Annotated in this window: 21 protein-coding genes; all 21 read left to right on the top strand. The window is 33.5% G+C overall.

The annotated features are described in order from the left end of the window. Positions 1-20: 20 nt before the first annotated feature. Positions 21-941, top strand: coding sequence for a sugar phosphate nucleotidyltransferase (locus tag ACZ5C4_RS11405; protein ID WP_464521096.1), 921 nt, complete (start codon positions 21-23; stop codon positions 939-941). A gap of 32 nt (positions 942-973) precedes the next feature. Next, positions 974-2,512, top strand: coding sequence for an LCP family protein (locus ACZ5C4_RS11400; protein ID WP_464521095.1), 1,539 nt, complete (start codon positions 974-976; stop codon positions 2,510-2,512). A gap of 186 nt (positions 2,513-2,698) precedes the next feature. Further along, entirely contained in the window at positions 2,699-4,651 is a 1,953-nt protein-coding gene (locus tag ACZ5C4_RS11395; RefSeq protein WP_464521094.1) for a polysaccharide biosynthesis protein, read from the top strand. Positions 4,652-4,660: 9 nt separating this feature from the next. Next, positions 4,661-5,860, top strand: a complete 1,200-nt coding sequence (locus tag ACZ5C4_RS11390; RefSeq protein WP_464522337.1) for a DegT/DnrJ/EryC1/StrS family aminotransferase — start codon at positions 4,661-4,663, stop codon at positions 5,858-5,860. 7 nt (positions 5,861-5,867) lie between these two features. Beyond that, positions 5,868-6,548 (top strand): sugar transferase, encoded by a 681-nt coding sequence (locus ACZ5C4_RS11385; RefSeq protein WP_464521093.1) that lies wholly within the window; start codon positions 5,868-5,870, stop codon positions 6,546-6,548. 23 nt (positions 6,549-6,571) lie between these two features. Further along, positions 6,572-7,819, top strand: coding sequence for a glycosyltransferase family 4 protein (locus ACZ5C4_RS11380; RefSeq protein WP_464521092.1), 1,248 nt, complete (start codon positions 6,572-6,574; stop codon positions 7,817-7,819). A 10-nt stretch (positions 7,820-7,829) separates the two neighbouring features. Continuing rightward, positions 7,830-8,777 carry an ATP-grasp domain-containing protein gene (locus ACZ5C4_RS11375; protein WP_464521091.1) on the top strand — a complete coding sequence of 316 codons (948 nt, stop codon included), beginning with the start codon at positions 7,830-7,832 and terminating at the stop codon, positions 8,775-8,777. Further along, positions 8,767-9,414, top strand: coding sequence for an HAD family hydrolase (locus tag ACZ5C4_RS11370; RefSeq protein WP_464521090.1), 648 nt, complete (start codon positions 8,767-8,769; stop codon positions 9,412-9,414). The genes ACZ5C4_RS11375 and ACZ5C4_RS11370 overlap by 11 nt, the downstream gene beginning before the upstream one ends. A gap of 124 nt (positions 9,415-9,538) precedes the next feature. After that, positions 9,539-10,852 (top strand): nucleotide sugar dehydrogenase, encoded by a 1,314-nt coding sequence (locus ACZ5C4_RS11365; protein WP_464521089.1) that lies wholly within the window; start codon positions 9,539-9,541, stop codon positions 10,850-10,852. A gap of 11 nt (positions 10,853-10,863) precedes the next feature. Further along, the gene (locus tag ACZ5C4_RS11360; RefSeq protein ID WP_464521088.1) at positions 10,864-11,937 is read left to right on the top strand and encodes a Gfo/Idh/MocA family protein; all 1,074 of its coding nucleotides are present in this window, start codon (positions 10,864-10,866) and stop codon (positions 11,935-11,937) included. Positions 11,938-12,021: 84 nt separating this feature from the next. Beyond that, a complete protein-coding gene (gene wecB, locus ACZ5C4_RS11355) occupies positions 12,022-13,125 on the top strand; it encodes a non-hydrolyzing UDP-N-acetylglucosamine 2-epimerase (RefSeq protein ID WP_464521087.1) in 1,104 nt (367 codons plus the stop codon). A 2-nt stretch (positions 13,126-13,127) separates the two neighbouring features. Then, on the top strand, positions 13,128-14,222 hold the full coding sequence (locus ACZ5C4_RS11350) for a glycosyltransferase (protein WP_186874210.1): 1,095 nt from the start codon (positions 13,128-13,130) through the stop codon (positions 14,220-14,222). A gap of 23 nt (positions 14,223-14,245) precedes the next feature. Further along, on the top strand, positions 14,246-15,205 hold the full coding sequence (locus tag ACZ5C4_RS11345) for a hypothetical protein (RefSeq protein WP_464521086.1): 960 nt from the start codon (positions 14,246-14,248) through the stop codon (positions 15,203-15,205). Continuing rightward, positions 15,202-16,476 (top strand): O-antigen ligase family protein, encoded by a 1,275-nt coding sequence (locus tag ACZ5C4_RS11340; RefSeq protein WP_186874212.1) that lies wholly within the window; start codon positions 15,202-15,204, stop codon positions 16,474-16,476. Before ACZ5C4_RS11345 ends, ACZ5C4_RS11340 begins: the two co-directional genes overlap by 4 nt. Positions 16,477-16,534: 58 nt before the next feature. Then, positions 16,535-17,710 carry a glycosyltransferase family 4 protein gene (locus tag ACZ5C4_RS11335; protein ID WP_464521085.1) on the top strand — a complete coding sequence of 392 codons (1,176 nt, stop codon included), beginning with the start codon at positions 16,535-16,537 and terminating at the stop codon, positions 17,708-17,710. 14 nt (positions 17,711-17,724) lie between these two features. Then, positions 17,725-19,212 (top strand): oligosaccharide flippase family protein, encoded by a 1,488-nt coding sequence (locus ACZ5C4_RS11330; RefSeq protein ID WP_464521084.1) that lies wholly within the window; start codon positions 17,725-17,727, stop codon positions 19,210-19,212. After that, complete coding sequence (locus tag ACZ5C4_RS11325) at positions 19,193-19,786, top strand: DapH/DapD/GlmU-related protein (RefSeq protein WP_207723860.1); 594 nt, start codon at positions 19,193-19,195, stop codon at positions 19,784-19,786. The genes ACZ5C4_RS11330 and ACZ5C4_RS11325 overlap by 20 nt, the downstream gene beginning before the upstream one ends. Then, complete coding sequence (locus ACZ5C4_RS11320) at positions 19,731-20,930, top strand: DegT/DnrJ/EryC1/StrS family aminotransferase (RefSeq protein ID WP_464521083.1); 1,200 nt, start codon at positions 19,731-19,733, stop codon at positions 20,928-20,930. Before ACZ5C4_RS11325 ends, ACZ5C4_RS11320 begins: the two co-directional genes overlap by 56 nt. Position 20,931: 1 nt before the next feature. Next, a complete protein-coding gene (locus tag ACZ5C4_RS11315) occupies positions 20,932-21,906 on the top strand; it encodes an acyltransferase (protein ID WP_464521082.1) in 975 nt (324 codons plus the stop codon). 189 nt (positions 21,907-22,095) lie between these two features. Further along, the gene (locus tag ACZ5C4_RS11310; RefSeq protein ID WP_464521081.1) at positions 22,096-24,009 is read left to right on the top strand and encodes an O-antigen polysaccharide polymerase Wzy family protein; all 1,914 of its coding nucleotides are present in this window, start codon (positions 22,096-22,098) and stop codon (positions 24,007-24,009) included. A gap of 129 nt (positions 24,010-24,138) precedes the next feature. Then, positions 24,139-25,143: a glycosyltransferase family 2 protein gene (locus tag ACZ5C4_RS11305; RefSeq protein ID WP_186874217.1), complete on the top strand. Its 1,005-nt coding sequence runs from the start codon at positions 24,139-24,141 to the stop codon at positions 25,141-25,143. Positions 25,144-25,157: the final 14 nt, after the last annotated feature.

Raw genomic sequence — 25,157 nt, 5'->3', positions numbered from 1 at the left:
AGAATAAAAGGAGAAAAAAGATGGGCAGAGCTACATTAGTGATTATGGCGGCGGGAATTGGTAGCCGTTTTGGCGGTGGGATTAAACAATTAGAACCAATTGGTCCCAATGGAGAAATCATTATGGATTATTCTATCTATGATGCATTGGATGCAGGCTTTGACAAGGTTGTGTTTGTTATCCGGAAAGACTTAGAGAAAGATTTCAAAGCGATCATCGGAGAAAGGATCGAAAAGATAACGGAAGTGGACTATGCTTATCAGGAAGTGACGGATATTCCAGATAGATATAAAGAACGCTTCGCCGGCCGGACAAAGCCATGGGGAACCGGACAAGCAATTCTTTGCTGCAGGGAAGTGGTAAATACGCCGTTTTTAGTGATAAATGCAGATGATTATTATGGAAAAGAGGCATTTGTGAAAGCGTATCGATATTTGACAACTCCGGTAGAAGCTGATAAAATACAGGCTTGTATGGTTAGCTTCGTACTGAAAAATACGCTCAGTGACAATGGCGGTGTGACAAGAGGCGTCTGCCATGTCAGAGAAGACGGATATCTGACAGATATAACAGAAACGAGTAATATTGAAAAAGACGGTGAAAGAGCTGTAATACGGACGGACAAGGAAGTCATTGAGTTGGATGCAAACCTTCCGGTGTCTATGAATATGTGGGGATTAACCGTAGATTTTTTTGATGTGTTGAAAACGGGGTTTTCTGACTTCTTAGACAATGTGGCGGAAGAAGATTTAAAGGCAGAGTATCTGCTTCCTACAATTATAGGAGGCTTGTTAGCAGAAGAAAAGCTGGAAGTGAAAGTGCTAAAGTCTTATGATCAGTGGTTTGGAGTGACGTATAAGGAAGACAAGGAAACGGTTGTAAATGCAGTCAGAGAATTGATAGAGAAAGGCGCATATCCTTCCAGATTATTTGCCGAATAGTAAGAAATTGAATAGATGAAAAGGAATTTAAGATGGCAAAGCAAAAAAAGCAGGCAGGGAATACTGCACGAAGAAAAAGAAATACAGATAAATACGCACGACGTTCAAAGCGGAACCGGTTTGGAACATTTTGCATTGTTCTCCAGACAGTTGCCAGCATTGTATTGATGATAGTGCTTTACCTTCTGGGCATGCTTCCTATGAAATACCTGACATTAATAGCGGCATTTTTGTTTCTGCTGTGGTGTATTACTTTAAATTCCCAGGTGGCACGTAAGAAGCGAGGGGTGCCAGGGAAAATATTCAGCCTCTTTATGACGCTGGTTCTGCTGACGGGCTCTTACTATGTAGCGCAGGCAAATGATATGATTGGAAAAATCACAAGCGGTGGTTATAAGGTAGATAAGATGGTAGTGGCAGTCAGAGCAGATGATCCGGCAGAGGTGTTAGAGGATGCCGCTGATTATATTTTTGGCGTACAGTTTAATAAAGGCGCGGATAACATGCAGGCGGCAGTGACAGATATTCAGCAGGAATTGGGAACCGATGTAGTGACTGAGGAATATGATTCGATTCAGGAACAGGCGGTTGCATTGCGCGACGGAGAAGTGGATGCTATTGTATATAACCAGGCATATACAAGCCTGATGGAGGAAGCAGTGCCGGATTTTGAAGAAAGTGTGAAGGTAATCTATAGCCATGAAATCCGGATACAGTTAGAGTTCGGCGGAGCTTCAGATAACAGCATTACGAAAGAACCGTTTACAGTATATATCAGTGGAATTGACGTATATGGAGATGTATCAGAGACAAGCCGGAGTGACGTAAATATTATTGCAGTTGTAAATCCTACGACATACCAGATATTGCTTGTAACAACTCCAAGAGACTATTACGTTCCGATTCCGGGAATTTCGGAAGGATTGCCGGATAAGCTGACACACGCGGGGATTTACGGTGTAGATGCATCTATGGAAACGTTAGGAACGTTGTATGAGACGGACATCAATTATTATGCAAGGCTGAACTTTACCTCTTTGATTGATATTGTAGATACGTTGGGCGGAATCGATGTTTATTCAGAGTATGCCTTCACTACGAGCCCAGATTCAGAATATGTCATGGATGTACAGCAGGGAATGAATCATTTTACTGGTGAGCAGGCGCTTGCATTTTCAAGAGAACGGCAGAATCTGCCGGATGGGGATAACCAGAGAGGAAAGAACCAGCAGGCGGTTATTACAGCAATGCTGAAGAAGTGCTTATCTCCGACAATGCTTTTGAAAGCAAATAGTATTATGAATCAAGTAAGCAAGGACGTAGAAACGAATATGTCTCAAAATCAGATTAACGCATTGATTAAACACCAATTAAATAAAAATCCAAAATGGACAATTCAGTCAGTGGCTGCACAAGGGTATAATAGTGAAGGATACTGCTATTCCAGCGGTTACGATACGCTTCTTTCCGTTGTAGAGCCGGATTATGAGCAAGTAGATGACATCATAGATTTGATCAATGTGGTGGAAGAAGAAGGCGGGACGCTTACAGAGGGAGAAGCACTGAATTAAAAAAAGCACAGGAAAGACTTTAGGAGTCTTTCTTGTGCTTTTTGCTGTATATTTTCTCGAAAAGACACAATATCTATACATTTTTTCTCTATATAATCGTTGTATAATTTTTAGAAATTTGGTATGATATTATAGTATGTAAAAAAGTTGTAATAATTTGTAACATTATTATCGGAGAGGATTATTATGAAAAATATATTTAGTCTAAAGACTTCAAGGACAAGAATGATTTTGCTCTTCATTGTAGATATTCTTACAATTATCTTTGATTCTTACTTTGCATTGATTATCCGGTTCAAGCTAGACAATGTATATTATGGATGGGTGCCGGCAGAATATATGGCGAGCGTGAGGGCCTATGTAGCCGTCAATGTGATAACAACTCTTGTGATTTTCCTTGTTTTAAATCTTTATAATAGAGTTTGGTCTTATGCAAGTATGCATGAGGCGGGGCTGATTGTCGGAGCAAGCATGCTTTCGACAGCATTTCAGGCAATGGGAATGAGCTTTCTATATTTGGCAGTACCGAGAAGCTTTCACATTTTTTATTTCTTTTTCCTGACAATGACAACGCTGGCTACAAGATTTTCTTATCGAATTTTACATGTCCTGAAAAGAGGATTAGTAAGAAGTGGAAAACGCCCTGTAAATACGATGGTAATCGGAGCCGGAGAGGCTGGGAATATTATTATCACTGAGATGAAAACCAGCAGACATCTAAATCGGAATGTAGTCTGTGTGATAGACGATAATCCTTCTAAGAAAGGAAAATATATCCGCGGCGTCCGTATAATGGGAGACAGGACAAAGATAAAAGAGCTTGCCAGGAAATATAATGTTGATGAAATTATATTGGCGATTCCATCGGCAAGTGCGAAAGACACAAGAGATATTTTGCGTATTTGTAATGAGACAGAGTGTAAATTAAAAGTACTGCCGGGAGTATATCAGTTAATTACAGAGGAAGTAAGCGTCTCGAAGCTGCGGGAGGTTTCCATTGAAGATCTGCTTGGAAGAGATACAATTAAAATTGATATAGACAGCATTTCTGGTTATGTTCGAAATAAAGTTGTGCTGGTAACAGGAGGCGGTGGTTCTATTGGCAGTGAGCTGTGCAGGCAGATAGCAGCTCATAATCCGAGGATGTTGATTATATTTGATATTTATGAGAACAATGCCTACGATATACAGCAGGAATTAAAGAAAAAGTATCCGGCGTTAAAGCTGGAGGTTTTGATTGGTTCTGTTAGAAATACAAAGCGGATTGAAAGTGTAATGGAGCTGTATCGTCCGGATGTGGTTTACCATGCAGCAGCTCATAAACATGTGCCGCTGATGGAGGACAGCCCGAATGAAGCGATCAAAAATAATGTATTTGGAACCTACAAGACAGCAAGAGCAGCGGACAAGTATGGTGTAAAAAAGTTCGTACTGATTTCAACAGATAAAGCGGTGAATCCTACGAATATTATGGGGGCATCTAAACGACTCTGCGAGATGATTATACAGACCTTCAGCAGATATTCTCGTACAGAATTTGTAGCGGTACGATTTGGGAATGTTCTGGGCAGTAATGGGAGCGTTATTCCGTTGTTTAAAAAACAGATGGCAGCCGGAGGGCCGATTACGGTTACACATCCAGATATTATACGGTATTTTATGACAATACCAGAGGCAGTATCTTTGGTTTTACAGGCCGGCGCATTTGCCAAAGGTGGAGAAATTTTTGTTCTGGACATGGGAGAACCGGTGAAGATTGCAGACCTTGCAAAGAATCTGATTCGTCTTTCTGGGTATACTTTAGGAGTAGATATGGATATCGTCTATACGGGCTTAAGACCGGGCGAAAAGCTATATGAGGAAATTTTGACAAAAGAAGAGGGACTTCAAAAAACCGCGAATAATCTGATTTATGTAGGTAAACCTCTGGAGTTTAATGAAGTACACTTTTTGAGCGAATTAAAGCTTCTAGAGGAAGCAGCGTCAGAGGAACGCAGAGATGTAAAAGAGATCGTATCCAGAATCGTGCCGACATACCACATTAAACCAGAAGATAAAGAACGGGACGAAGAATCCTATCAAGAGCTTCTAAGTCTTGGAAAGGCAAGCCATGAAAAACCAGTGATGGAGGATAGATAAATGAAAAATATGCATATTGCGTTTTCCCCTCCGGATATTACAGAAGAGGAAATTGCGGAAGTAGCAGATACTTTAAGGAACGGTTGGATAACAACAGGACCTAAGACAAAGCTTTTTGAAAAGCAGATTGCACAGTATTGCCATACGAGCAGAGCAGTGTGTTTGAATTCAGCGACAGCATGCAGCGAAATGACATTGCGGGTACTTGGAATTGGACCAGGAGATGAGGTGATTACCAGCGCCTATACGTACACAGCATCTGCGAGTGTGATCCATCACGTGGGAGCAAAGATTGTCTTGGTGGATGTACAGCCGGATTCTTACGAAATGGATTATGAGAAGCTGGAAGCAGCAATTACGGAAAAGACAAAAGCAATTATTCCGGTTGACCTGGGAGGCGTTATCTGCGATTATGAAAGGATTTTTGAGATAGTAGAACGTAAAAAAGCACTATTTCATGGAGAGACTAAGCTGCAGAAAAAAATAGGACGTGTTGCGGTAGTCGCAGACAGTGCGCATGCGTTTGGCGCGGTGAAAAACGGGAGACACAGCGGAGAGTTTGCAGATTTTACAAGCTTTTCCTTCCATGCTGTAAAAAACCTGACAACTGCGGAAGGCGGAGCAGTTGTATGGAGAGATATAGAGGGTGTGGACAACGAAGAGATTTACAAGCAGTATATGCTTCTTTCTCTGCATGGTCAGTCAAAGGACGCATTGGCAAAAACCCAGCTGGGAGCTTGGGAATATGATATTGCGGCACCTTATTTTAAATGTAATATGACAGATATTATGGCATCTCTTGGAATTGTACAATTAAGAAGATATCCTGCGCTTCTAAAGAGAAGAAAAGAAATTATAGAGAGGTATAATGAAGGATTAAAAGGTTTGGATGTGAAAGTTCTTAAACATTTTGAAAAGAATTATGCATCTAGCGGACACTTGTATCTGGTAAGACTAAATGGGAAAAACAGGGAAGAGTGTAACCAGATTATAAAGAAAATGGCAGAGGCCGGAGTGGCAACGAATGTGCACTATAAACCGCTTCCTCTTTTGACTGCATATAAGAAGCTTGGGTTTGATATGAGACAGTACCCAAACGCATATGCAATGTTTGAAAATGAAATAACGCTGCCGCTTCATACGAAGCTGACGAATGAAGAAGTGAAGTATGTAATTGAAGTGTTTAAAAAATGTTTAAGCGAGGAATAAGAAAAACATGAGAAAATGGGAGAACCTTCCCGAGGATATGCAGGTGGAGGAAGTAAAAAAATACTATAACATACTGCAGAAACATAAAGGAAGTTTGCTTCTAAAACGGATATTTGATATAATAGCCGCAGGTCTGCTCCTTATTCTATTATCTCCCATACTGCTTATTCTGTCTGTCTGGATAAAGGCAGACTCAAAAGGACCTGTATTTTTTAGACAGGTGAGAGTGACACAGTATGGAAAAACCTTTCGGATATTTAAGTTCCGCACAATGGTAAATCATGCGGATAAGATGGGGACTCAGGTGACGACAAAAGGAGATGCGCGGGTGACAAAGGCCGGAAAGGCACTGAGAGGATGCCGGCTGGACGAATTGCCGCAGCTTCTGAATATTTTGACGGGAGATATGACCTTTGTGGGTACCAGGCCAGAGGTAGAAAAGTATGTTGTCCACTATACAAATGAAATGAAAGCGACGCTTCTTCTTCCGGCAGGGGTGACCTCTCTGGCGAGCATTGAATATAAAGATGAAGAACGTCTGCTGGAATCGGCAGATAATGCAGATCAGGTATATATAGAAACTATATTGCCGGAAAAAATGGCGTATAATCTGAGAGCAATCGAAAATTTTAGTTTCTGGCAGGATATAAAGACAATGATCGCCACAGTAGTGGCGGTGATGAAGTAACAGGTAATGAAGGAGAAACCTCGATGAACATATGGATTGTTAATCACTATGCAATACCACCGAGTATGGGAGGGTTAGTAAGACATTATTATTTTTCCAAATATCTTCAAAAAAAAGGACATACTGTAAAGATTTTTACTTCCAGTAAAATCCACAATACAGATATTAACATGATTAAAGATAAATCCCTTTACAGAGAAGAAATGGAAGATGGGGTGGAATATACCTTCGTGCGCAGCAGAGACTATAAGGGAAATGGGCTGGATAGAATCATTAATATGATGGATCTTCCATTTAAAACATGGAAAACAATGAAACTGTTTTATAAAAAACAGAAGCCGGATGTGATTTATACATCTTCACCGGATTTGTTTGTTGCGTATTTTGCACTGCTTTTCGGAAGAAAACATAAGATTCCGGTCGTAGTGGAAGTGAGGGATTTGTGGCCTAAATCAGTGGTTGAGTATAATAAATTATCGGAATATAATCCCATAATTTTGATTTTATATCAGTTGGAAAAATGGATATATAAGAAAGCAGATAAATTGATTTTTACCATGGAGGGATGGAAAAATTATTTTACTGAAAGAGGATTACTGTCTGAAATAGATCTTAAAAAGGTGAATTATATAAATAATGGTGTGGATATAGAGGAGTTTGAAAGGAATAAGAAAACATTTAAATATTTAGACTTAGATTTGGATGATAAAAGTAAATTTAAATTTGTTTATATGGGGTCGATCAGACTGGCTAATAATTTGCAAAGTTTAATAGAGGCTGCAAAAGTAATTAAAGAAAAAGGAATTGCGAATTTACAAATTTTAGTATTTGGAGACGGGACAGAGAAAGAAGCATTAGAACAGGAAAGTAAGCGCTGTGGACTTAATATAGTATTTAAAGGAAAGGTTGAAAAAAAATATATACCTTATATACTTTCTAAATCAGATGTCAATTTGGTTAATGTAAAATCAACCAATATAAAAAATTATGGATGTAGCTGGAACAAATTATTTGAATATATGGCTAGTGGTAAACCGGTATTATCTAATGTATATATGCAATACGATTTAATTAGTAGATTTAACATAGGAATTGCAAAAGAGTTTCAAAGCGCCGAAGATTATGCAAAGGTTATGATAGAGTTTAGTAATTTGGATACAAATATATATACTGAAATGTGTAATAATGCAAAAGCAGTGGCTCAAAAATTTGATTATAAATACTTGACAGAGAAAATAGAGTATGTATTATATTCGGCTGTTAGCAATTAGGAGGAAGTAAATGAAAAAAGTGAATGTACTTCTTACATCTGTTGGGGGTTCTACGGGGGTATTTTTATCGAAAAGTCTTAGAAAGTATAGGAATTTAAGGTTGATAGGGGTTGATATGTCAGAATTAGTTGCTTCTAAAATCTGGCTAGACAGTTTCTATACTGTACCAGGAGTAAATGATGTAAAATATTTTGAAAAGTTAAATAAAATTATCGAGTTAGAAAAGGTAGATGTTATTATTCCGATAACTTCATATGATATGAATGCTTTTTGTGAAGAAGAAGAAAAGATAGGTAGATATAAAGATAAGTTGCTTATTATGGACAATAAAACTCACAAATTATTACATAATAAAGAGACGTGTTATCAATATTTAAATAAAATAGGGATCGCGGTTCCAATTATTGTGGAGGCACCAAAAGTATATCCGGTAGTTTTAAAAGCAAAAGAAGACACCGGAAGTAAAAAAACATTTATAATAAAAAATAAAGATGAATTTGAATATTATAGTAGAAAAGTAGAAAACGCAATTGTAGTAGAATATTTAGAAGGAACAGAATATACGGTAGATTGTTTATTTGATAGGGAGGGGGAATGTATTGGATATAATATACGAGAACGGAAGAAAATGAATGGGGGAGGAGCTGTTATTAGTATAAACAGGGAGATAGATGGTGTAAAAAAAATTATTGAAAAATTAGAATCTACAGGACGTATAAAAGGACCTGTAAATTTTCAGTTTAAAATAGATAATGAAAAAAATCTTAAAATTTTTGATTTTAATACACGTCTTGCATCTGGAGGATTACCTGTAACTGTAGCAAGTGGGTTTGATATACCTTATCTACTGGTACGATTAATTTTAGGGGAAAAAATAACAAAATGGAGAAGAGATGAAAAGAATATAGGTTTAACTATGATAAGATATTTTGAAGAGGTTTATGTTCATGCAGAATAGGACAGCTTATATTGATTTTGATGGAACTATTGTAGACGTTTTTCCACGATATTTTAAAATTATACAGGAGTATATGATTAATAATTTTAATCTTCGACTGCCTTATGGGATATTTGTATATAGAAAACGGACGGGAAAGAAAGAACATGAAATTATCAGAGAGCTTTGCCAAAGGGATATAGATATTGAAGATTATGTGATGTTTAAAAGAGAGAGGCTAGAAAACAAGGAATATTTAAAAGAAGACAGAATTATAGATAATCCCCAATTGGCATATGAAAAGTTGAAAAAAGAAGGGTATCATGTAAAATTACTTTCTCAAAGAAGAAATGCAGAGAATCTTAGATGGGAAATAGGGTATTTAAATATAAAGAATTGTTTTGACAGTATTACTGTAGTAGAACCGACTTCCAATAATGCTAAGTTAGAATATTTAAAAAATATTGTTAATAAGGATGATATCATTATAGGAGATAGCCCTTTAGATATGGAATGCGCTGAAGAATTAAATATCAAAGGGTATTTTGTAGAGAGTGGACTGTATAATTCTGATGTTTTTTCATGTGAAATAAGAAAGGCAGCGGACTATAATGCAGTAGTTTCAAAATATATAGTTATTAAAGAGAAAAAATTTTGAGAAAGAATTATAGGAGGGATGGTGTAAAATAGTGCTTGTATATTTTTGAGTTTGTGTATGGCTTATAAAGCTAATATCATAAAAATGTAATAGTAAAAAAGTGTGTGATAAGGAAGGAAAGATTATGAAAGAAAGATTACTTAATAAAATCAAAGAGAGAAAAATAACAGTAGGAGTAGTAGGATTAGGATATGTTGGATTACCGCTTGCTGTAGAGAAAGCAAAAGCAGGTTTTAAAACAATTGGGTTTGATGTACAAACGGAAAAAGTAAATCTTGTTAATAAGGGGCACAATTATATAGGAGATGTTGTAGATAGTGATTTAAAGGAATTAGTTAAAAGCGGTATGTTACAGGCAACTACTGACTTTAGCTTTGTTAAAGATGTAGAGTTTATTGCTATTTGTGTTCCGACTCCTTTAGATAAACATCAGCAACCAGATATTAGCTATGTGAAGGCATCAGCAGAGGAAATCTCACAATACTTAACTAGGGAAACGATGGTAGTATTGGAATCTACTACTTATCCAGGTACTACAGAAGAATTAATTAAACCAATTTTAGAAAAAGGTTCGGGGCTAAAGTGTGGGGAAGACTTTTATTTAGGATTTTCACCAGAACGTGTAGATCCAGGAAATTTAATTTATAAAACAAAAAATACACCTAAAGTAGTTGGGGCAATAGGAAAAGATGCTACAGAGGTAATTGCAGCTATGTACCGTGCAGTACTGGATGGAGAAGTATATGAGGTGTCTTCACCAGCAATTGCCGAAATGGAAAAAATTTTAGAAAATACGTATAGAAATATTAATATAGGGCTTATTAATGAACTGACGATGTTATGTAAAGAAATGGGAATTAGTATGTGGGAAGTGATTGACGCTGCGAAAACAAAGCCATATGGATTCCAGGCGTTTTATCCAGGACCGGGCCTTGGAGGTCATTGTATTCCGCTTGATCCTTATTATTTAAGTTGGAAAGCTAGGGAATATGGTTTTCATACTTCTATGATTGAAAGTTCTATGATGATTAATGACAAGATGCCAGAATATTGTGTAGAAAGAGCGAGCAAGCTGCTTAATTCTTATGCTAAGGCCATGAACGGAGCAAAAGTGCTTGTGCTTGGGGTAGCATATAAGCAGGATATTGATGATTACAGAGAAAGTCCAGCTCTTAAAGTGATTGAAATTCTAAAAAGAGAAAAGGCAAAGGTAGACTTTTACGATCCATGGATAAAAGAGTATAAATATTTAGGAGAAAAGCATAGAGGTATAGAAAAGCTGACTCCAGAAATAGTAGCGGCATATGATTTGATAATGATTACAACGGCTCATAGCAATGTAAATTATGATATGATTCAAAGAAATGCAAAAGCGATTTTTGATACAAAGAACGTAATGAAAAATATAGATGATAGAGATAACATAGAAATTTTATAGGAGATGGTAGTATGAGATATGGATTAATAGGCTGTGGCAGAATATCAACTAATCACATAAAAGCGGCGCTTAATAATAAACTTGAATTTGTAGCTGCGTGTGATATAATACCGGAACATATAGAAGCAGTTTTGGATAAGCACGGGTTGAAGCATAATAAAAGTATAGCGCGATATACAAATTATAAAAAAATGATAGAGGAAAAGAAACCAGAATTAGTTGCGATAGCAACAGAAAGTGGTCTTCATGCGGAAATTGCGTTATATTGTATACAACAAGGAGTAAATGTTATTATTGAGAAACCTATGGCTATGAGCATATCTGATGCAGATAAAATTATTAGCCTTTCAGAAGAAAAAGGTGTAAAAGTATCAGCATGTCATCAGAATCGCTTCAATATTGCTGTTCAGGAAATGAGAAAAGCTTTAGATACGGGGAGATTTGGAAGATTATCCCATGGTTCCATCCATGTACGTTGGAATAGAAATAAAGAATATTATTCACAAGCACCATGGAGAGGAACCTGGAAACAGGATGGCGGTGCATTAATGAATCAGTGCATACATGGAATTGATCTTTTACGGTGGATGATGGGGGATGATATAGAATCGGTTTATGGTGTTACAAAACAGCAGTTTCACAACTATCTTGAAGCTGAAGATATAGGAATGGCAGTAGTGAAATTTAAAAATGGTGCAGTTGCTACAGTGGAAGGTACAACAAATGTTTATCCTCAAAACTTAGAAGAAACATTATATTTATTTGGAGAGAAGGGAACGGTAAAATTAGGAGGAAAGTCTACCAATAATATTGATGTATGGAATTTTTCTGACGAGACAGCTAAAGATCAGGAAAATAAAGGTTTAGAAGAGCAGACGAGTAATGTGTATGGAAATGGCCATACGAGTTTATATGCAGATATGATTGAAGCAATAAAAAATAATAGAGTACCATATGTAGATGCATATGCAGGAAGAAATGCACTAGAATTAGTACTAGCAATTTATAAAAGTCAAAAAGAAGGGAATGTGGTAAGGCTTCCTTTAAATGATTTTTCGACAATTGATATGATCGGAGAGTTTTAAATATTTGGAAAATCAATTAAGTTAAAGCAATTAAAGATATTTTTTGACGAATTAAAAATTGATAAAACATATAGAGGAGCATATATGAAAAGGATAATGGTGGTTTTCGGGACGCGACCAGAAGCAATAAAAATGTGCCCGTTAATAAAAGAACTTAAAAGGAGAAAAAATCTAGATATAAAAGTATGTGTAACAGGTCAACATAGACAAATGCTTGATCAGGTAATGGATACTTTTCAGATTATTCCAGAATATGATTTATCTGTAATGAAAGAGAGGCAAACTCTATTTGATGTCACGATTAATATTTTGAATGGAATAAAAAAGATTTTGGAGAAAGAAAGACCAGATTTGGTATTAGTACATGGAGATACATCGACTACGTTTGTGACAGCATTAGCATGTTTTTACTTAAATATAGCTGTAGGACATGTTGAAGCAGGTTTACGTACGTATAATATAGATTCGCCATATCCTGAAGAATTTAATAGGGAAGCTGTTGGTATTATTAGCCGTTTAAATTTTGCGCCTACAGAAATGGCGAAACAAAATTTACTAAAAGAAGGAAAGGATATATCGACTATTTTTGTAACAGGTAATACAGCTATAGATGCATTAAAGACAACTGTAATGCAAAATTATAGACATCCGGAATTAGATTGGTGTGAGGGAAAAAGGCTTATTATGATTACTGCACATAGACGTGAGAATTTAGGACAGCCTATGGAAAATATGTTTAGAGCTATAAAAAGGGTTTGTAATGAATATTCAGATATTAGAGTTATTTATCCAATTCACATGAATCCAGTAGTGAGGGAAACTGCTGATAAAATTCTCGGAAATAATGAGAAAATCCATATTATAGAACCATTGGATGTAATTGATTTTCATAATTTTTTAGCAAGAAGTTACTTAATTTTAACTGATAGTGGAGGAATACAGGAAGAAGCTCCATCTCTGGGAAAACCAGTACTTGTAATGAGAGATACTACAGAAAGACCTGAAGGAATTGAGGCAGGTACATTAAAATTAGTAGGAACAGAAGAATTAAAGATATATGAGAGCTTTAAAATGTTAGTAGAAAATAAAGATGAATATAATCGTATGAGCCAAGCATCAAATCCATATGGTGATGGTACAGCAAGTTTGCAAATAGCGGACATAATAGTAGAAAAGTTAGGAGCATAATAATGAAAAGTTTGATAGCAGTAGAGTCATATCCGGATCTGCAAGGTGGAATTAATTTGTATTATGTACATGCTAGAAATATGGCTTATAAAGAAGCTGGGATTTATGTAACAGTTCTAAATTTTAGTGCACAACATGATTATATAATAGATGGAATTGAAGTGATTACGGAGAAAACATATGAGAAATGTATAGAAAAAGAAAAGTACGGGAAACTTTTGATAATTCATGCATGTAATTTGAAGCATCATTATAGATTTGTAAAAAAGTATGGTTCAAAATTTGATAATTATATGTTTTTTTTTCATGGACATGAAGTTCTTAGATGCGCAAAAGTTTATCCGAAACCTTATAAATATATAAAAAGAAATCTTGTTTTAGAAAAAGCAAAAGATATATATGATATTATAAAATTAAAGATGTGGAAAAGATTTTTTGAAGAAAATTACCAGAAGATACAATTTGTATTTGTAAGTAATTGGATGTATGATGAATTTCTAAAGTGGACAAAAGTAAATAAAGAGTATTTAGTGGATAGATATCATATTATTTACAATTGTATAGGAAAGGAATTTGAACGTATTACATATAATACGGAAAAAGAGAAAAAATATGATATTATTAGCATCCGGAATAATTTGGATGGATCTAAATATTGTGTAGATGTTATATGCCGTATTGCAGAAGAAAATCCAGCATATAAAATGTGCTTAATAGGGAAAGGAAATTATTTTGAACATTATGAAAAGCCACATAATCTGGAGGTTATTCCCAGGTATTTAAAACATGAAGAAATACTCAGATATCTTGAACAGTCAAAATGTGCATTAATGCCGACAAGAACAGATGCACAGGGGGTTATGGCTTGTGAATTGGCAACATATGGCATTCCGCTGATAACATCTGATATACCCGTATGCAAAGAAGTATTTGAAGGCTTTAAAAATGTTTATTTTATTTCAAATGATAAAGACCGGCAAAATTTTTCAAAAATATTTAATTATGCTATGACTAATCGAGAAATAGCAAAAAATCAAAAATATTTTGGAAAAAATACTACGCAAAAAGAAATTGAACTAATAAAAACTTTGAGATAATTAAATAGGTATCAGAGGTGAACATGTTAGAAGAATTGATTATAACAAGAGAGAAAACTATAACATATTTAAAAAAATATTGGTGGATTTTGATGATTTGTCTGATATTGGGCGGTATTTTGTTAGGAATGGGTATACGTTCTAATATGAATTCAGATAAAAATATAGAATCTTATGAACAGAAGATTTTACCGGTTAAAATTGATGAAGAAAATATACAAAATATAGCAACTTCTTCAATTATTGGAAATTGTAAGACCCTATTAAGTATAGAAGATGTACAAAAAGAAATCAATGATTTATTGGAAAATGAAGGTGAAGAAATTATCAGTAACTGGAATAAGATTTTACTAGAACCAATAGCAAATAGTAATTTTTTTATTTTAAAAATATTTAATGAGAAAAATTTGGCGAATACTCAAATGAATGCAATAATTAGTGTTCTTAATGAAAAAATGAAGAATTATAGACAGGAGACAGAATTAATAAAAATAGGGGGACTTGAGAGATATGTTACTCAAGATGAGAATAGTCCAGTTTTATTGAAAGATGTTTTAATATTTTTTGCAGTTATGTTAAGTGGAGTTTTTCTGGTTTATGTGTTGATGATTTTGGATAAACACATTTCCTCTCCTGAGGAGTTGAGACAAGCTTTAGGTAAAGACGAAATATTACAACTTAGTAAAAAAGATAGTCAGTTATTAAAAATATGGTGTACTATTCTCAATAAAAAAGAAAAAGCAATTTTAGTGTTAGGAAATAACATCAGAGAAATCAAAATAGAACTGGAAGCATTAAATTTGGATAATCTTTATATTACTGATTTTGAAAATTATAATAAAATTGTTTCTAAAGAATCAACAGTAAAAACATACCTCATCATTAAATCTATGACAACTAAAAAAGAAGAATTGAATGTCATTCTACAGTTAAACAAACTATATGACAAACAATTTAATGGCTGGGTATATTTAAAACCATGAATAAAGAATTATATTTTAAAATGAATAACGAGCGATATACTGAAAAAATATTCTATTTTATATTAACATTGGCTGTATTAAGTGATATTTTACGTATCCCTGGAACAACATATACTTTTTTCAGATTAAGCATTCCCATAGCAGTGCTTATAATTGCTTTATATCCAAAATGGTTTAGACGTTTAATTATAGGTGGCATGGTCTTTGTCTTTATAAATAGTATTTTTAATGTGATTTTTTATAGAGTTTATAGAACAGATCTTGTGTTTGATTTTTCAGCATATATAAAATATACAATTTTATATTTTTCTATTTTCTTAATTGTAGTGCTCATTTCTATAATAAAAGAAAAAGAAGGGAATAGATTTGAAAAAAAGTTTGGAGACTGGCTTTGTTTTATGGGCATGTTACTTGGAATTATTTTATTTTTATCAGATATTTTTCCATTCTTTTTTGGGAATCTTCCGATAGATAATCCTAATAATTACGGATGTTATATTGCTGCCATTCTGCCTATATATCTTTTAAGATTACAAGAAAGAAAAAATATAGTTTTTTTATTGATGATAGTTTTTTTCTTTTTACTGCTATATATAAATGATTGTAAAGCGTCTTTGTTCGGATGTCTGTTTCAAATAGTCCTACTTTTTTGTGTCAACACAAAGTCTACAAAGGGGTCTTTCATTATTAGGCGTTTGACAGTGCCTATGTTAGCTTTATTTATAGGTGTTGGTGTTATTTTACTAAATCCAACTATTAATGGGTATTCCTTACAAGGAATTATTATGGAGCCAATTAGCAGAATACTTACTGATAACCCATATCCTACGTATACTGCTTCAGTTTCTTTCAGAACTAATACTACGTTATTTGCTTTAAAACAAATATGGGAAATGAAAGGAATAGGATTTGGAGCTGGAAATTTAGGGATTGCCCTAAAAGCTGAGTTCCCAGACTTAAATCCAGAATATGTACAGGCATTAAATGGATCAAGCTTAAATCTTCACAATGCATGGTTGGAATTTATGGTTGACTGGGGATTTCTAGGTATTATTTTATTAGTTTTTCCATTATTATACGCAATAAAGTTATATTTAGGGAAGAATGTTTTGAGAGCTATAGAAAAATTGAGTATTATATTTATCTTTAGTTTCCCTATATGGGTAATTGGCCCTTCAAATGTGTATACAATGTATTTTTTGTTTTGTATAATACTCTATATCTTTATCAATATAAGGAATTTAGACAAAGACAGAATCAACTATATTTAATTCTATTTGTAAAAATTTTTTATTAGGAAGGAAAACATATTACTAAGAGAAAAGTGCTATGAAACTAGTGTTTATTTTTGATTCAACATATCCTTATTATACAGGAGGAATTGAGACTTGGATATATCATGTATGTGAGAAAATGATTAGTAAACATGATATAACAATTTTTACTGTCAAAAATTACAGAAAAGGTAATGAAGCTGGTAAATTTACTGATATTAATCCTAAAATTAAAATAATACCAGTATCTAATTTGAATCATATTAAAATTTTAAGGCCATTTGTGCGTTCTTATATAGCTGTATATAATTCTAATATAACAGTGTATAGTATGCGCAAAGCTATTAAAAAGTATTTAGATAGAAATGAAAAGTATTATTTTATTGGATTAGGAACAGTATTTGCAGCAAAAACTGCGAGACTTTTGAAAAAAGATTTTCCAAATTCAAAAATGGTAGCGTCTTGTCGAAGTTTGCACCCAGAAGTTTTGGGAGAAACTTATCCTGGAATTGGCGGTATTGCTAAAAGAATGGAAAAGAAAAATCTGCAGGCAATGGATGCAATATGGGCAAATGGACTGGATACACAGGCAGCTTTAAAAAAGAAGGGCTTTCATAGTATTGTAATAAAAAATGGAGTTGATTTCGATAGATATGATCAAGTAGAACCATTTGATTATAGTAAGTTGGATTTGGAGAATGAGATTAAACTGGTTACGATAGGAACTGTACAGAAGATTAAAGGATATTATGCAATAATTGATGCAGTAAAATATTTGAAAGAATTTTATAATATTAAAGTGCATTTAGTTGGTCTTGGAAAAGGAAATATTGAGAAATTTAATAAATATGCAGAGAATTTAGGAGTAGCAGAACAAGTTCATTTATTAGGAGAGCACAGAAATGTGGTATCGTATGCCAAAGGTGGAGACGTTAATGTTTGCGCCGCTGGTGGGGGAGGTTATGGAATGTCTATATTAGAGTCAATGATTTCTAAACGTCCGATTGTTGCATGGGACTCTGCGATTTATCGACAACTTTTACAAGATGGGGTTTCGGCGAAGTTGGTTGATAATTGGAACGCAAAAGCTCTTGCGGACGGGATTTACTTCGTGTTAAAAAATCCGGTAGTAGCAAACAGTTGGGTTGAGTGTGCAAGAGAACGTGCGAGGGAATTTGATTGGTCTGAAGTGGTTAGAGAGATAGAGGCGGCATGTGACAATATCAAGTGAAGAAAGGGGTACAGATGAAAAATTCTATTGCTGGAGATGCGACTAAATTAACTGCTGTAAAAGTTGCAACTACGTTATTAACTATGCTGTCAACAATGCTTTTATCTCGGTTTAGAACTTTGGAAGAATATGGTATATATTCACAATTACAGTTAGTTATTACAATTGTCGTTACTATTTTTATGATTGGCTTGCCAAATAGCATTAATTATTTTTTGGCGAAAGCGGACAACCGAAAAGAACAAAAAGACTTTTTATCTATTTATTTTTCTTTATGTACAATTGCGGGAATAGTATCAGGAATTATTTTAATTTTACTTATTCCAGTAATAGAAAAGTATTTTAATAATTCATTAATAGGTTTATTTTGGTATTTTTTACTCTTGTATCCATGGACAAAGATTATACTTTCTGGAATTGAGAATATATTAATTGTTTTTCATAACATAAAAAAATTAGTAATATTTAAAATTTTATATGGTTTGTTAACGTTAGGAGTTATAGCTGTATGTTGGTGGTTTAAAATTTCTTTTTATATATACATGATTTTTTTCCTGTTAACAGAAATATTCTTTTCTATTTGGGTTTATGAAATTTCTTTTAATTTAGTAGGGGGATTAAAAGTTTCTTTTCAGAAGTATAGAATAAAAGAAATTTTGATGTTTTCAATACCTGTAGGATTGGCGTCAGTTGTAGGAACAATTAGTATAGAACTGGATAAAATGATGATAGGCTTCTTTTATACTACAGAAGAGTTGGCGATTTATACAAACGCTTCTAAAGAAATGCCGGTAACAATTGTGGCTAGTTCGATTACAGCAGTACTTATGCCCCAATTAGTTAAATTTTTAAAAGCAGAGAAAAAGAAAAAGGCTATAGAACTTTGGAAAAATGCAACCAGTTTGGCATACATTTTTATAGCATTTTTGTCCACGGTTCTTTTTGTATTTGCACAAGATGTTATCATTGTTTTGTATTCAGAAAAATATCTTCCAGGTATTAGCGTTTTTAGAGTTTATACCCTTGTTTTATTATTAAGGGTTACGTATTTTGGCATAATTCTAAATGCAATAGGTAAAACACAATTTATTTTTGTTACATCGATTATAAGTTTGATTTTGAATGTTATACTAAATGCAGTGGGATATTTTACAGTGGGATTTATAGGTCCGGCAATAGCTACATTTTTATCTATATCAATCACAGCTTTTATACAGCTTTTGTATACATCGAAAGTAACAGGGATATCGTTTCAAAAAATTTTCCCTTGGAAATCTTTGGGGAAAATTACTTTTTATAACATATGTATAGGAACAGTTATGTTTATGACAAAAGGAATATTGCCTTTAGAAAAAAATATTGGAAGTATATTTGAAACAATTATTTTATGTGGAATAGGTGGTTTAATCTATCTGTCTTTAGAGAAAAAAGTAATTAGAAAATTGTGGAAAAGTCTTAATAATGATGACGAGGAAAAGTATAATGTTGAGGGAAATAATTAAAAGAATTTGGTGTTATTTTTGGGGGCAGATTTTTGTTTTATGTTATTATAAAAAGAAATATCTAACAGGCGAATGGTTTAGAGGAAAATATGGTTGTTTTTTAGCTCCCGGTTGGAAATGGGTCTATCACGACGGTTGGGACAGGCTATTAAAAGGAAGTAATCCAGGAGTACCGTGGCCGGTTGGAAGAAATGTTAAAGTAATAGGTTGGGAAAATATTGAGTTTTGCCCAGAAGATCTTCGTAATTTTCAAGGATTAGGAGTGTATTATCAAGCTATGGATTCACATATAACTATTGGCAGAGGAACTTGGATTGCTGCAGGAGTAGGAATTATAGCATCAAATCATGATGTTACGGATCCAGAGTTACGGAAAGCGGGAAAAAGTGTATATATTGGGGAAAAATGCTGGATAGGAATGAATGCAGTTATTTTACCAGGAGTTACTTTGGGAGCACATACTACGGTGGGTGCAGGGGCAGTTGTTACAAAAAGCTTTCCGGAAGGAAATTGTGTGATTGCTGGAAATCCTGCAAAAATTATTAGATATATTAATGAAAAAAATAATGTATGAAAGAAAGGTGACAAAAATGCAATTTCGTGATTTAAACACACAGTATTTGACACTAAAAGAAGAAATGGATAAGGCTATACAGGAGGTATTAGATAATTGCAAGTATATTAATGGTCCGCAGGTAAAGGAATTGGAGAAGCAACTTGCGGATTATGTAGGTGTAAAACATTGTATTACCTGCGGTAATGGGACAGATGCTTTAACTATGGTATTGATGTCATGGGGAATTAAAGAAGGGGATGCTGTATTTGTGCCCGACTTTACTTTTTTTGCATCAGGAGAGGTTGTTTCCTTTGAAGGAGCGACCCCTGTATTTTATGATGTATGCGAGAATACCTACAATGCAGATGCAGAATCTTTGGAAAAGGCAATTGTTGCGGTTATTAAAGAGGGAAAATTGAGACCAAAAGCTATTATTGCAGTTGATTTATATGGTCAGCCGGCTGATTACTCTAAACTTCAAAAAATAGCAGACAAATATGATTTATTTCTTTTAGAGGATGGTGCTCAAGGGTTTGGTGGAATGATAAATAATAAACGGGCATGCAGTTTTGGTGATGCTGCTACTACATCGTTTTTTCCAGCAAAGCCGCTAGGATGTTACGGCGATGGAGGAGCAGTTTTTACTAATAGTGATAAAATGGCGGAATATTTGCGATCCATATCAGTTCATGGAAAGGGAACATATAAATATGATAATATACGAATTGGGTGGAACTCAAGGCTGGATACAATACAAGCAGCAATTCTAAAAGTGAAGTTAAATGCATTTAAAAATTATGAGGTGAAAAATGTTAATCGTGTAGCTTCTCAATATACAAAGTTACTGAAAGGGGTAGTGGAAGTTCCGGAAATATTACCAAATTTTCTTTCTAGTTGGGCACAATATACTATAAGATTACAAAACCATATTCAGCGGGATGGGTTAAAAGAGCATTTGCAGAAAGCTGGAATACCAACTATGATTTATTATCCCAAAGCTATGCATCATCAAACCGCTTTTAAAGCAATAGATATGTATGTAGAATGTCCAAGAGCAGAAAAATTGTGTAATACTGTTCTTTCACTTCCGATTCACCCGTATTTAACTGAGGAAGAGGGAAAATTAGTAACAGAGTTGATAAAAGATTATATAGGAAAATAATATGGAAAGAAAGCATATAAAATATTTTGACTATTTAAGAAGTTTAGGAGTGTTTCTGGTCGTATATCTGCATGTAGCTTCACCGATTATTTCAGGAGATATATATGTTAATTCAATAGTAAGAAGTATTTTGATAGTTCTTTCTACAATTGGATATACGGCAGTTCCACTCTTTTTTATGATGTCAGGATATTTAATTCTAACAGACTCTAAAACAGAAAAAGTAACTGTATTATTAAAACATAGAATTGTACACTTAATAGTTCCATTAATCTTTTGGAGTTGCTTAGTTACCTTATGGGTGATGTGGAAGAATGACGACATTTTATTATGCAGTTTTATAAAATATATGTTATCAGTGTTTTCTACGCCTATTATGCAGCATCTTTGGTATGTATATACGTTGATTGCAATTTATTTACTTTCTCCGATTTTATATGTGGCAATTAATAATTTGAATGGACAAGGCAAAAAATATTTATTTGTATTAATTATATTTATTTTTTTACAAAGTATGGTTTCTGCTATAGTACCTGATGATATAAAAGATATTATAGCTGTTGGCCCCTTGGTAGAATTGAGATTTTTAAAAGGCCATTTATGTACATTTATACTCGGATATTTTTTAGGCAATATGAAGCGGCATATATCTAATTTAATACTAATTTCAGTTGGATTTATTGATTTACTTTTGATATCATCAAGTACAATTTTTATTACACTGGAAGATAGTTATACAGGAAAAATTCAAGATCAAAGTGCAGGATTTGCTGTTTTATTAGCAGCGTGTATTTTTCTTTTCTTTAAACAAAATTTAGATTCCGTAGAGAGTAAAGTGAATATAGTGCCATTTGTACAAATGTCTTTTGGAATTTATCTGATGCATAATTTATTAAATAGAATATTTTCTTATATAGGATGGGAAGTGGAAGGAATTATTAGTGTGGGAGTAAAAATGGGGGGGGGATTATTTTAATATGCTGCATAATATTAAAGACATTGGCAACATGTAAGATAACTTGCTTTTTGGCAACAGGAGTCTCATTTCTTAAAGCAAATGAAACATTTAACTGGCGGTATACAATTCACAAATTTTTGAAAAAGAGATAGTATGTATGATTAAGTGTATAGCCAAATTTTACATAGAGTAGAAGGGAAAACATCAATGAAAATAGAAAAGCACTCAATATATAGGATACGTTATATACTATTAGGTATACTTTTAATTGTAAGTTTAGTATGGTTCTATAAGAAGAATTATTCTATGAATATTTTATCTATGACATCGATTTGGCTATTAAATTTTGTTTTTGCATTTGAAAATTTTAAAGAAAGAATGTTGTTTTTTTGGATGCAAATTACAATTGGTGTTTTTTTAATTGTACGTCCAGTAATAGAAGCTGTTACAGGACAGAAATGGTGGAATGTAGAAGGTATTGGAAAAGAAAATTTTTATGTAGCTGTATTAATTATTTTTCTTTCATTGCTGTTTATGCAATTAGGCGCAGAAGGTACATCACACATATTAAATATAAATAGGTTTGAAGCAAATAAGGTGGTATTAAGTAAAAAAGAGGATAGTACAATGTTCAGGAACTGCTTGCAGATAGTTTCGATGGTGGTATTTTATCTGACGGCAGTTTTTTTCTTTATTGAGGGTATAGAAAAAATATTATATGTTTATACACATAGTTATTTGGAATATTATAGTAGTTTTTCAAGTAAACTGCCATGGTTTATTTCCACAATAGGTGCCATGATGAAATATAGCATGTGCATATTTTTAGCAACTAGGCCGAGAAAGAGACGAACATTTTTTGTATTGGCATTATTTGAATTAAGTGCATTACCTGACTTAATTGTAGGAGTACGTGGAACAATCATGTTAAATTCCATTTTTATCCTTGTTTATTATCTTATACGTGATTTTAAAGGAGATAAGGAAAAGTGGTTTGGGAGATTTGAAAAAGGAATTGTTATAATAGGAACGCCAATAGCACTTGCATTTATGACAGCATATTCTTTTATTAGATCTGGTTTACGTGTACTCAATTTTAATATATTTAAAATGATAGAGGACTTTTTTATAGGACAGGGAGTTACCTTTGAAGTTGTTGCGCGTGGGATTTCCGTAATAGACAAGCTGCCCAAAAGAAATGGACGAAATTATACATTTGGTCAGTTTATTGATTATATTGTACATGGACGTATAGGCCAGGCATTATTTGGAACATCGGCTTTGCCTGTTGAAAATAGCGTAATTAATGGAACACAGAGCAATAGTCTATCTCATAATTTATCTTATGTAACAAAGGGAAAGGAGTATCTAGAAGGACAAGGCTGGGGGTCTTCTTATGTGTTAGAAAATTACATTGATTTTGGGTATGTAGGAGTTATGGTAATAAGCTTACTATTAGGAGCACTTCTCATATGGATGCTATATTATATAGGAAAGCACTTATTGTCAGATACGATTATATTTATTTCTTTACTTACTATATTTTATATCCCGAGAGCAGAATCTACAAGTTGGATTATGTTTAGTATTACATTGCAGTTTTGGGTATGTGTAGGATGTTGTTGGCTAGGAGCTTTGATTTCTGCAAAAATACCAATATTACAGACTATTTATATAAAAATGAAGCTGATGCCAATAGAAGGAATAAAAGTAAGCAATAAAAAAGAAATCAGGTTTTTACAAAATAAAAAAGTTAGAGGGGGGATTGCGATAGGGTGCATCTTAGCTTTATTGGGCAGTTTTTCATATCTATATATTAAAGAAAAAACTCAATTGCATGGTTCGATAGAAGCAAGTATTCAAACTCAGGGAGCTGAATATGAAAATAGGAGAGTGACATTGTCTGTTACAATGGAAGAAAAGGGAAACTATCAGTACCAATTTTCTGAGTCGTTTAAAGGTATTGAAAAAATAGTTCAGAAATATGGCGAGGATAATGAGTATTCTTTTGTTACAGAAAATTTAGGTGAACATACATTTTATGTTGATGTAAAAGACGAGCATGGAAATAGTACAACATTAGTTTATCATTTAGAGGTTAAAAAACGACCTGTTAACTGAGCTGAAATTTGGCTGATTAAAAATATTATTATTATCGAAAATAATGAGATAAAGGGAAATTTAAGTTGATAGAATATAAAAAGATGATATAATATATGCGTTAAATAGTAAAAAAATAAGGAGAAACAAATGATAGTATCATTTTGTGTGATTGCTTATAATGAAGAAAGGAATCTTGGTTCTCTTTTTTCAGATATAAGAAATCAAGATTATCCTCATAATAAAATAGAAATTATTTTTGTTAATGCTATGTCTACAGACAAAACAAAGGAATTGATGGAGAACTTTGCTAAGGAAGAGAATGGATTCCTTCGGGTAAAGGTTTTAGACAATCCAAAAAAAATACAAGCAGCAGGCTGGAATATTGCAATAAAAGAGGCAAAGGGAGATATCATTTTACGTATTGATGCTCATACAGTAATTCCAAAAGAATTTGTTTCAAACAATGTACGGTGTATAAAAAGCGGAGAGGATGTAACTGGTGGTCCGAGACCTAACATACCAGAGGAAAGTACCCCTTGGAAGCATACTTTATACTTAGCAGAAACATCAATGTTTGGAAGTAGCATTGCACCATATAGAAAAAGCCACCATAAAACATATGTAAAATCTGTATTTCATGGAGCATATAAAAAAGAAGTGTTTGAAAAAGCGGGTTTTTTCAATGAAAATTTAGGAAGAACAGAAGATAATGAAATGCATTATAGAATAAGAAAAGCAGGATATAAAATTTGTTACGATCCTAGAATTATATCTTATCAGCATTCCAGAGGGACTTGGAGGGAAATGATTCGTCAGAAGTTCGGAAATGGACTTTGGATTGGATTGACATTGGGGATCTGTCCAGGATGTTTTTCTATTTATCATTTTGTACCATTTGGATTTATAATGTCTTTGATTATAGCATTATTTTGCTTCATATTAGGAATAACATGGATTCTGTCTGGAATTTTAATAATATATTTTTTGCTAGATATAATTATGTCATTTTTTGCTATTAAAAACCAGAGAATCTATATATATTATTTATTACTTCCATTAATTTTTTTATCTTTACATGTAGCTTATGGAGTAGGAACATTAGTAGGAATCATAAAATTACCATTTTGGAAAAGGAAAATCAAACATATTTAGAACTTTAATGTAAA

It is taken from the genome of Mediterraneibacter flintii (assembly GCF_055387595.1).
Note: the sequence above shows the minus strand (reverse complement) of the source record. Positions and strands in the feature narration are given on the sequence as shown.

What these genes read in the sequence shown, in the direction of transcription:
- wecB (WP_464521087.1), top strand. Translation starts at nt 12,022, where the DNA reads ATGAAAAGGATAATGGTGGTTTTCGGGACGCGACCAGAAGCAATAAAA.
- ACZ5C4_RS11375 (WP_464521091.1), top strand. Translation starts at nt 7,830, where the DNA reads ATGAAAAAAGTGAATGTACTTCTTACATCTGTTGGGGGTTCTACGGGG.
- ACZ5C4_RS11335 (WP_464521085.1), top strand. Translation starts at nt 16,535, where the DNA reads ATGAAACTAGTGTTTATTTTTGATTCAACATATCCTTATTATACAGGA.
- ACZ5C4_RS11390 (WP_464522337.1), top strand. Translation starts at nt 4,661, where the DNA reads ATGCATATTGCGTTTTCCCCTCCGGATATTACAGAAGAGGAAATTGCG.
- ACZ5C4_RS11395 (WP_464521094.1), top strand. Translation starts at nt 2,699, where the DNA reads ATGAAAAATATATTTAGTCTAAAGACTTCAAGGACAAGAATGATTTTG.
- ACZ5C4_RS11340 (WP_186874212.1), top strand. Translation starts at nt 15,202, where the DNA reads ATGAATAAAGAATTATATTTTAAAATGAATAACGAGCGATATACTGAA.
- ACZ5C4_RS11325 (WP_207723860.1), top strand. Translation starts at nt 19,193, where the DNA reads ATGTTGAGGGAAATAATTAAAAGAATTTGGTGTTATTTTTGGGGGCAG.
- ACZ5C4_RS11400 (WP_464521095.1), top strand. Translation starts at nt 974, where the DNA reads ATGGCAAAGCAAAAAAAGCAGGCAGGGAATACTGCACGAAGAAAAAGA.
- ACZ5C4_RS11350 (WP_186874210.1), top strand. Translation starts at nt 13,128, where the DNA reads ATGAAAAGTTTGATAGCAGTAGAGTCATATCCGGATCTGCAAGGTGGA.
- ACZ5C4_RS11345 (WP_464521086.1), top strand. Translation starts at nt 14,246, where the DNA reads ATGTTAGAAGAATTGATTATAACAAGAGAGAAAACTATAACATATTTA.
- ACZ5C4_RS11385 (WP_464521093.1), top strand. Translation starts at nt 5,868, where the DNA reads ATGAGAAAATGGGAGAACCTTCCCGAGGATATGCAGGTGGAGGAAGTA.
- ACZ5C4_RS11310 (WP_464521081.1), top strand. Translation starts at nt 22,096, where the DNA reads ATGAAAATAGAAAAGCACTCAATATATAGGATACGTTATATACTATTA.
- ACZ5C4_RS11370 (WP_464521090.1), top strand. Translation starts at nt 8,767, where the DNA reads ATGCAGAATAGGACAGCTTATATTGATTTTGATGGAACTATTGTAGAC.
- ACZ5C4_RS11305 (WP_186874217.1), top strand. Translation starts at nt 24,139, where the DNA reads ATGATAGTATCATTTTGTGTGATTGCTTATAATGAAGAAAGGAATCTT.
- ACZ5C4_RS11360 (WP_464521088.1), top strand. Translation starts at nt 10,864, where the DNA reads ATGAGATATGGATTAATAGGCTGTGGCAGAATATCAACTAATCACATA.
- ACZ5C4_RS11330 (WP_464521084.1), top strand. Translation starts at nt 17,725, where the DNA reads ATGAAAAATTCTATTGCTGGAGATGCGACTAAATTAACTGCTGTAAAA.
- ACZ5C4_RS11405 (WP_464521096.1), top strand. Translation starts at nt 21, where the DNA reads ATGGGCAGAGCTACATTAGTGATTATGGCGGCGGGAATTGGTAGCCGT.
- ACZ5C4_RS11380 (WP_464521092.1), top strand. Translation starts at nt 6,572, where the DNA reads ATGAACATATGGATTGTTAATCACTATGCAATACCACCGAGTATGGGA.
- ACZ5C4_RS11365 (WP_464521089.1), top strand. Translation starts at nt 9,539, where the DNA reads ATGAAAGAAAGATTACTTAATAAAATCAAAGAGAGAAAAATAACAGTA.
- ACZ5C4_RS11315 (WP_464521082.1), top strand. Translation starts at nt 20,932, where the DNA reads ATGGAAAGAAAGCATATAAAATATTTTGACTATTTAAGAAGTTTAGGA.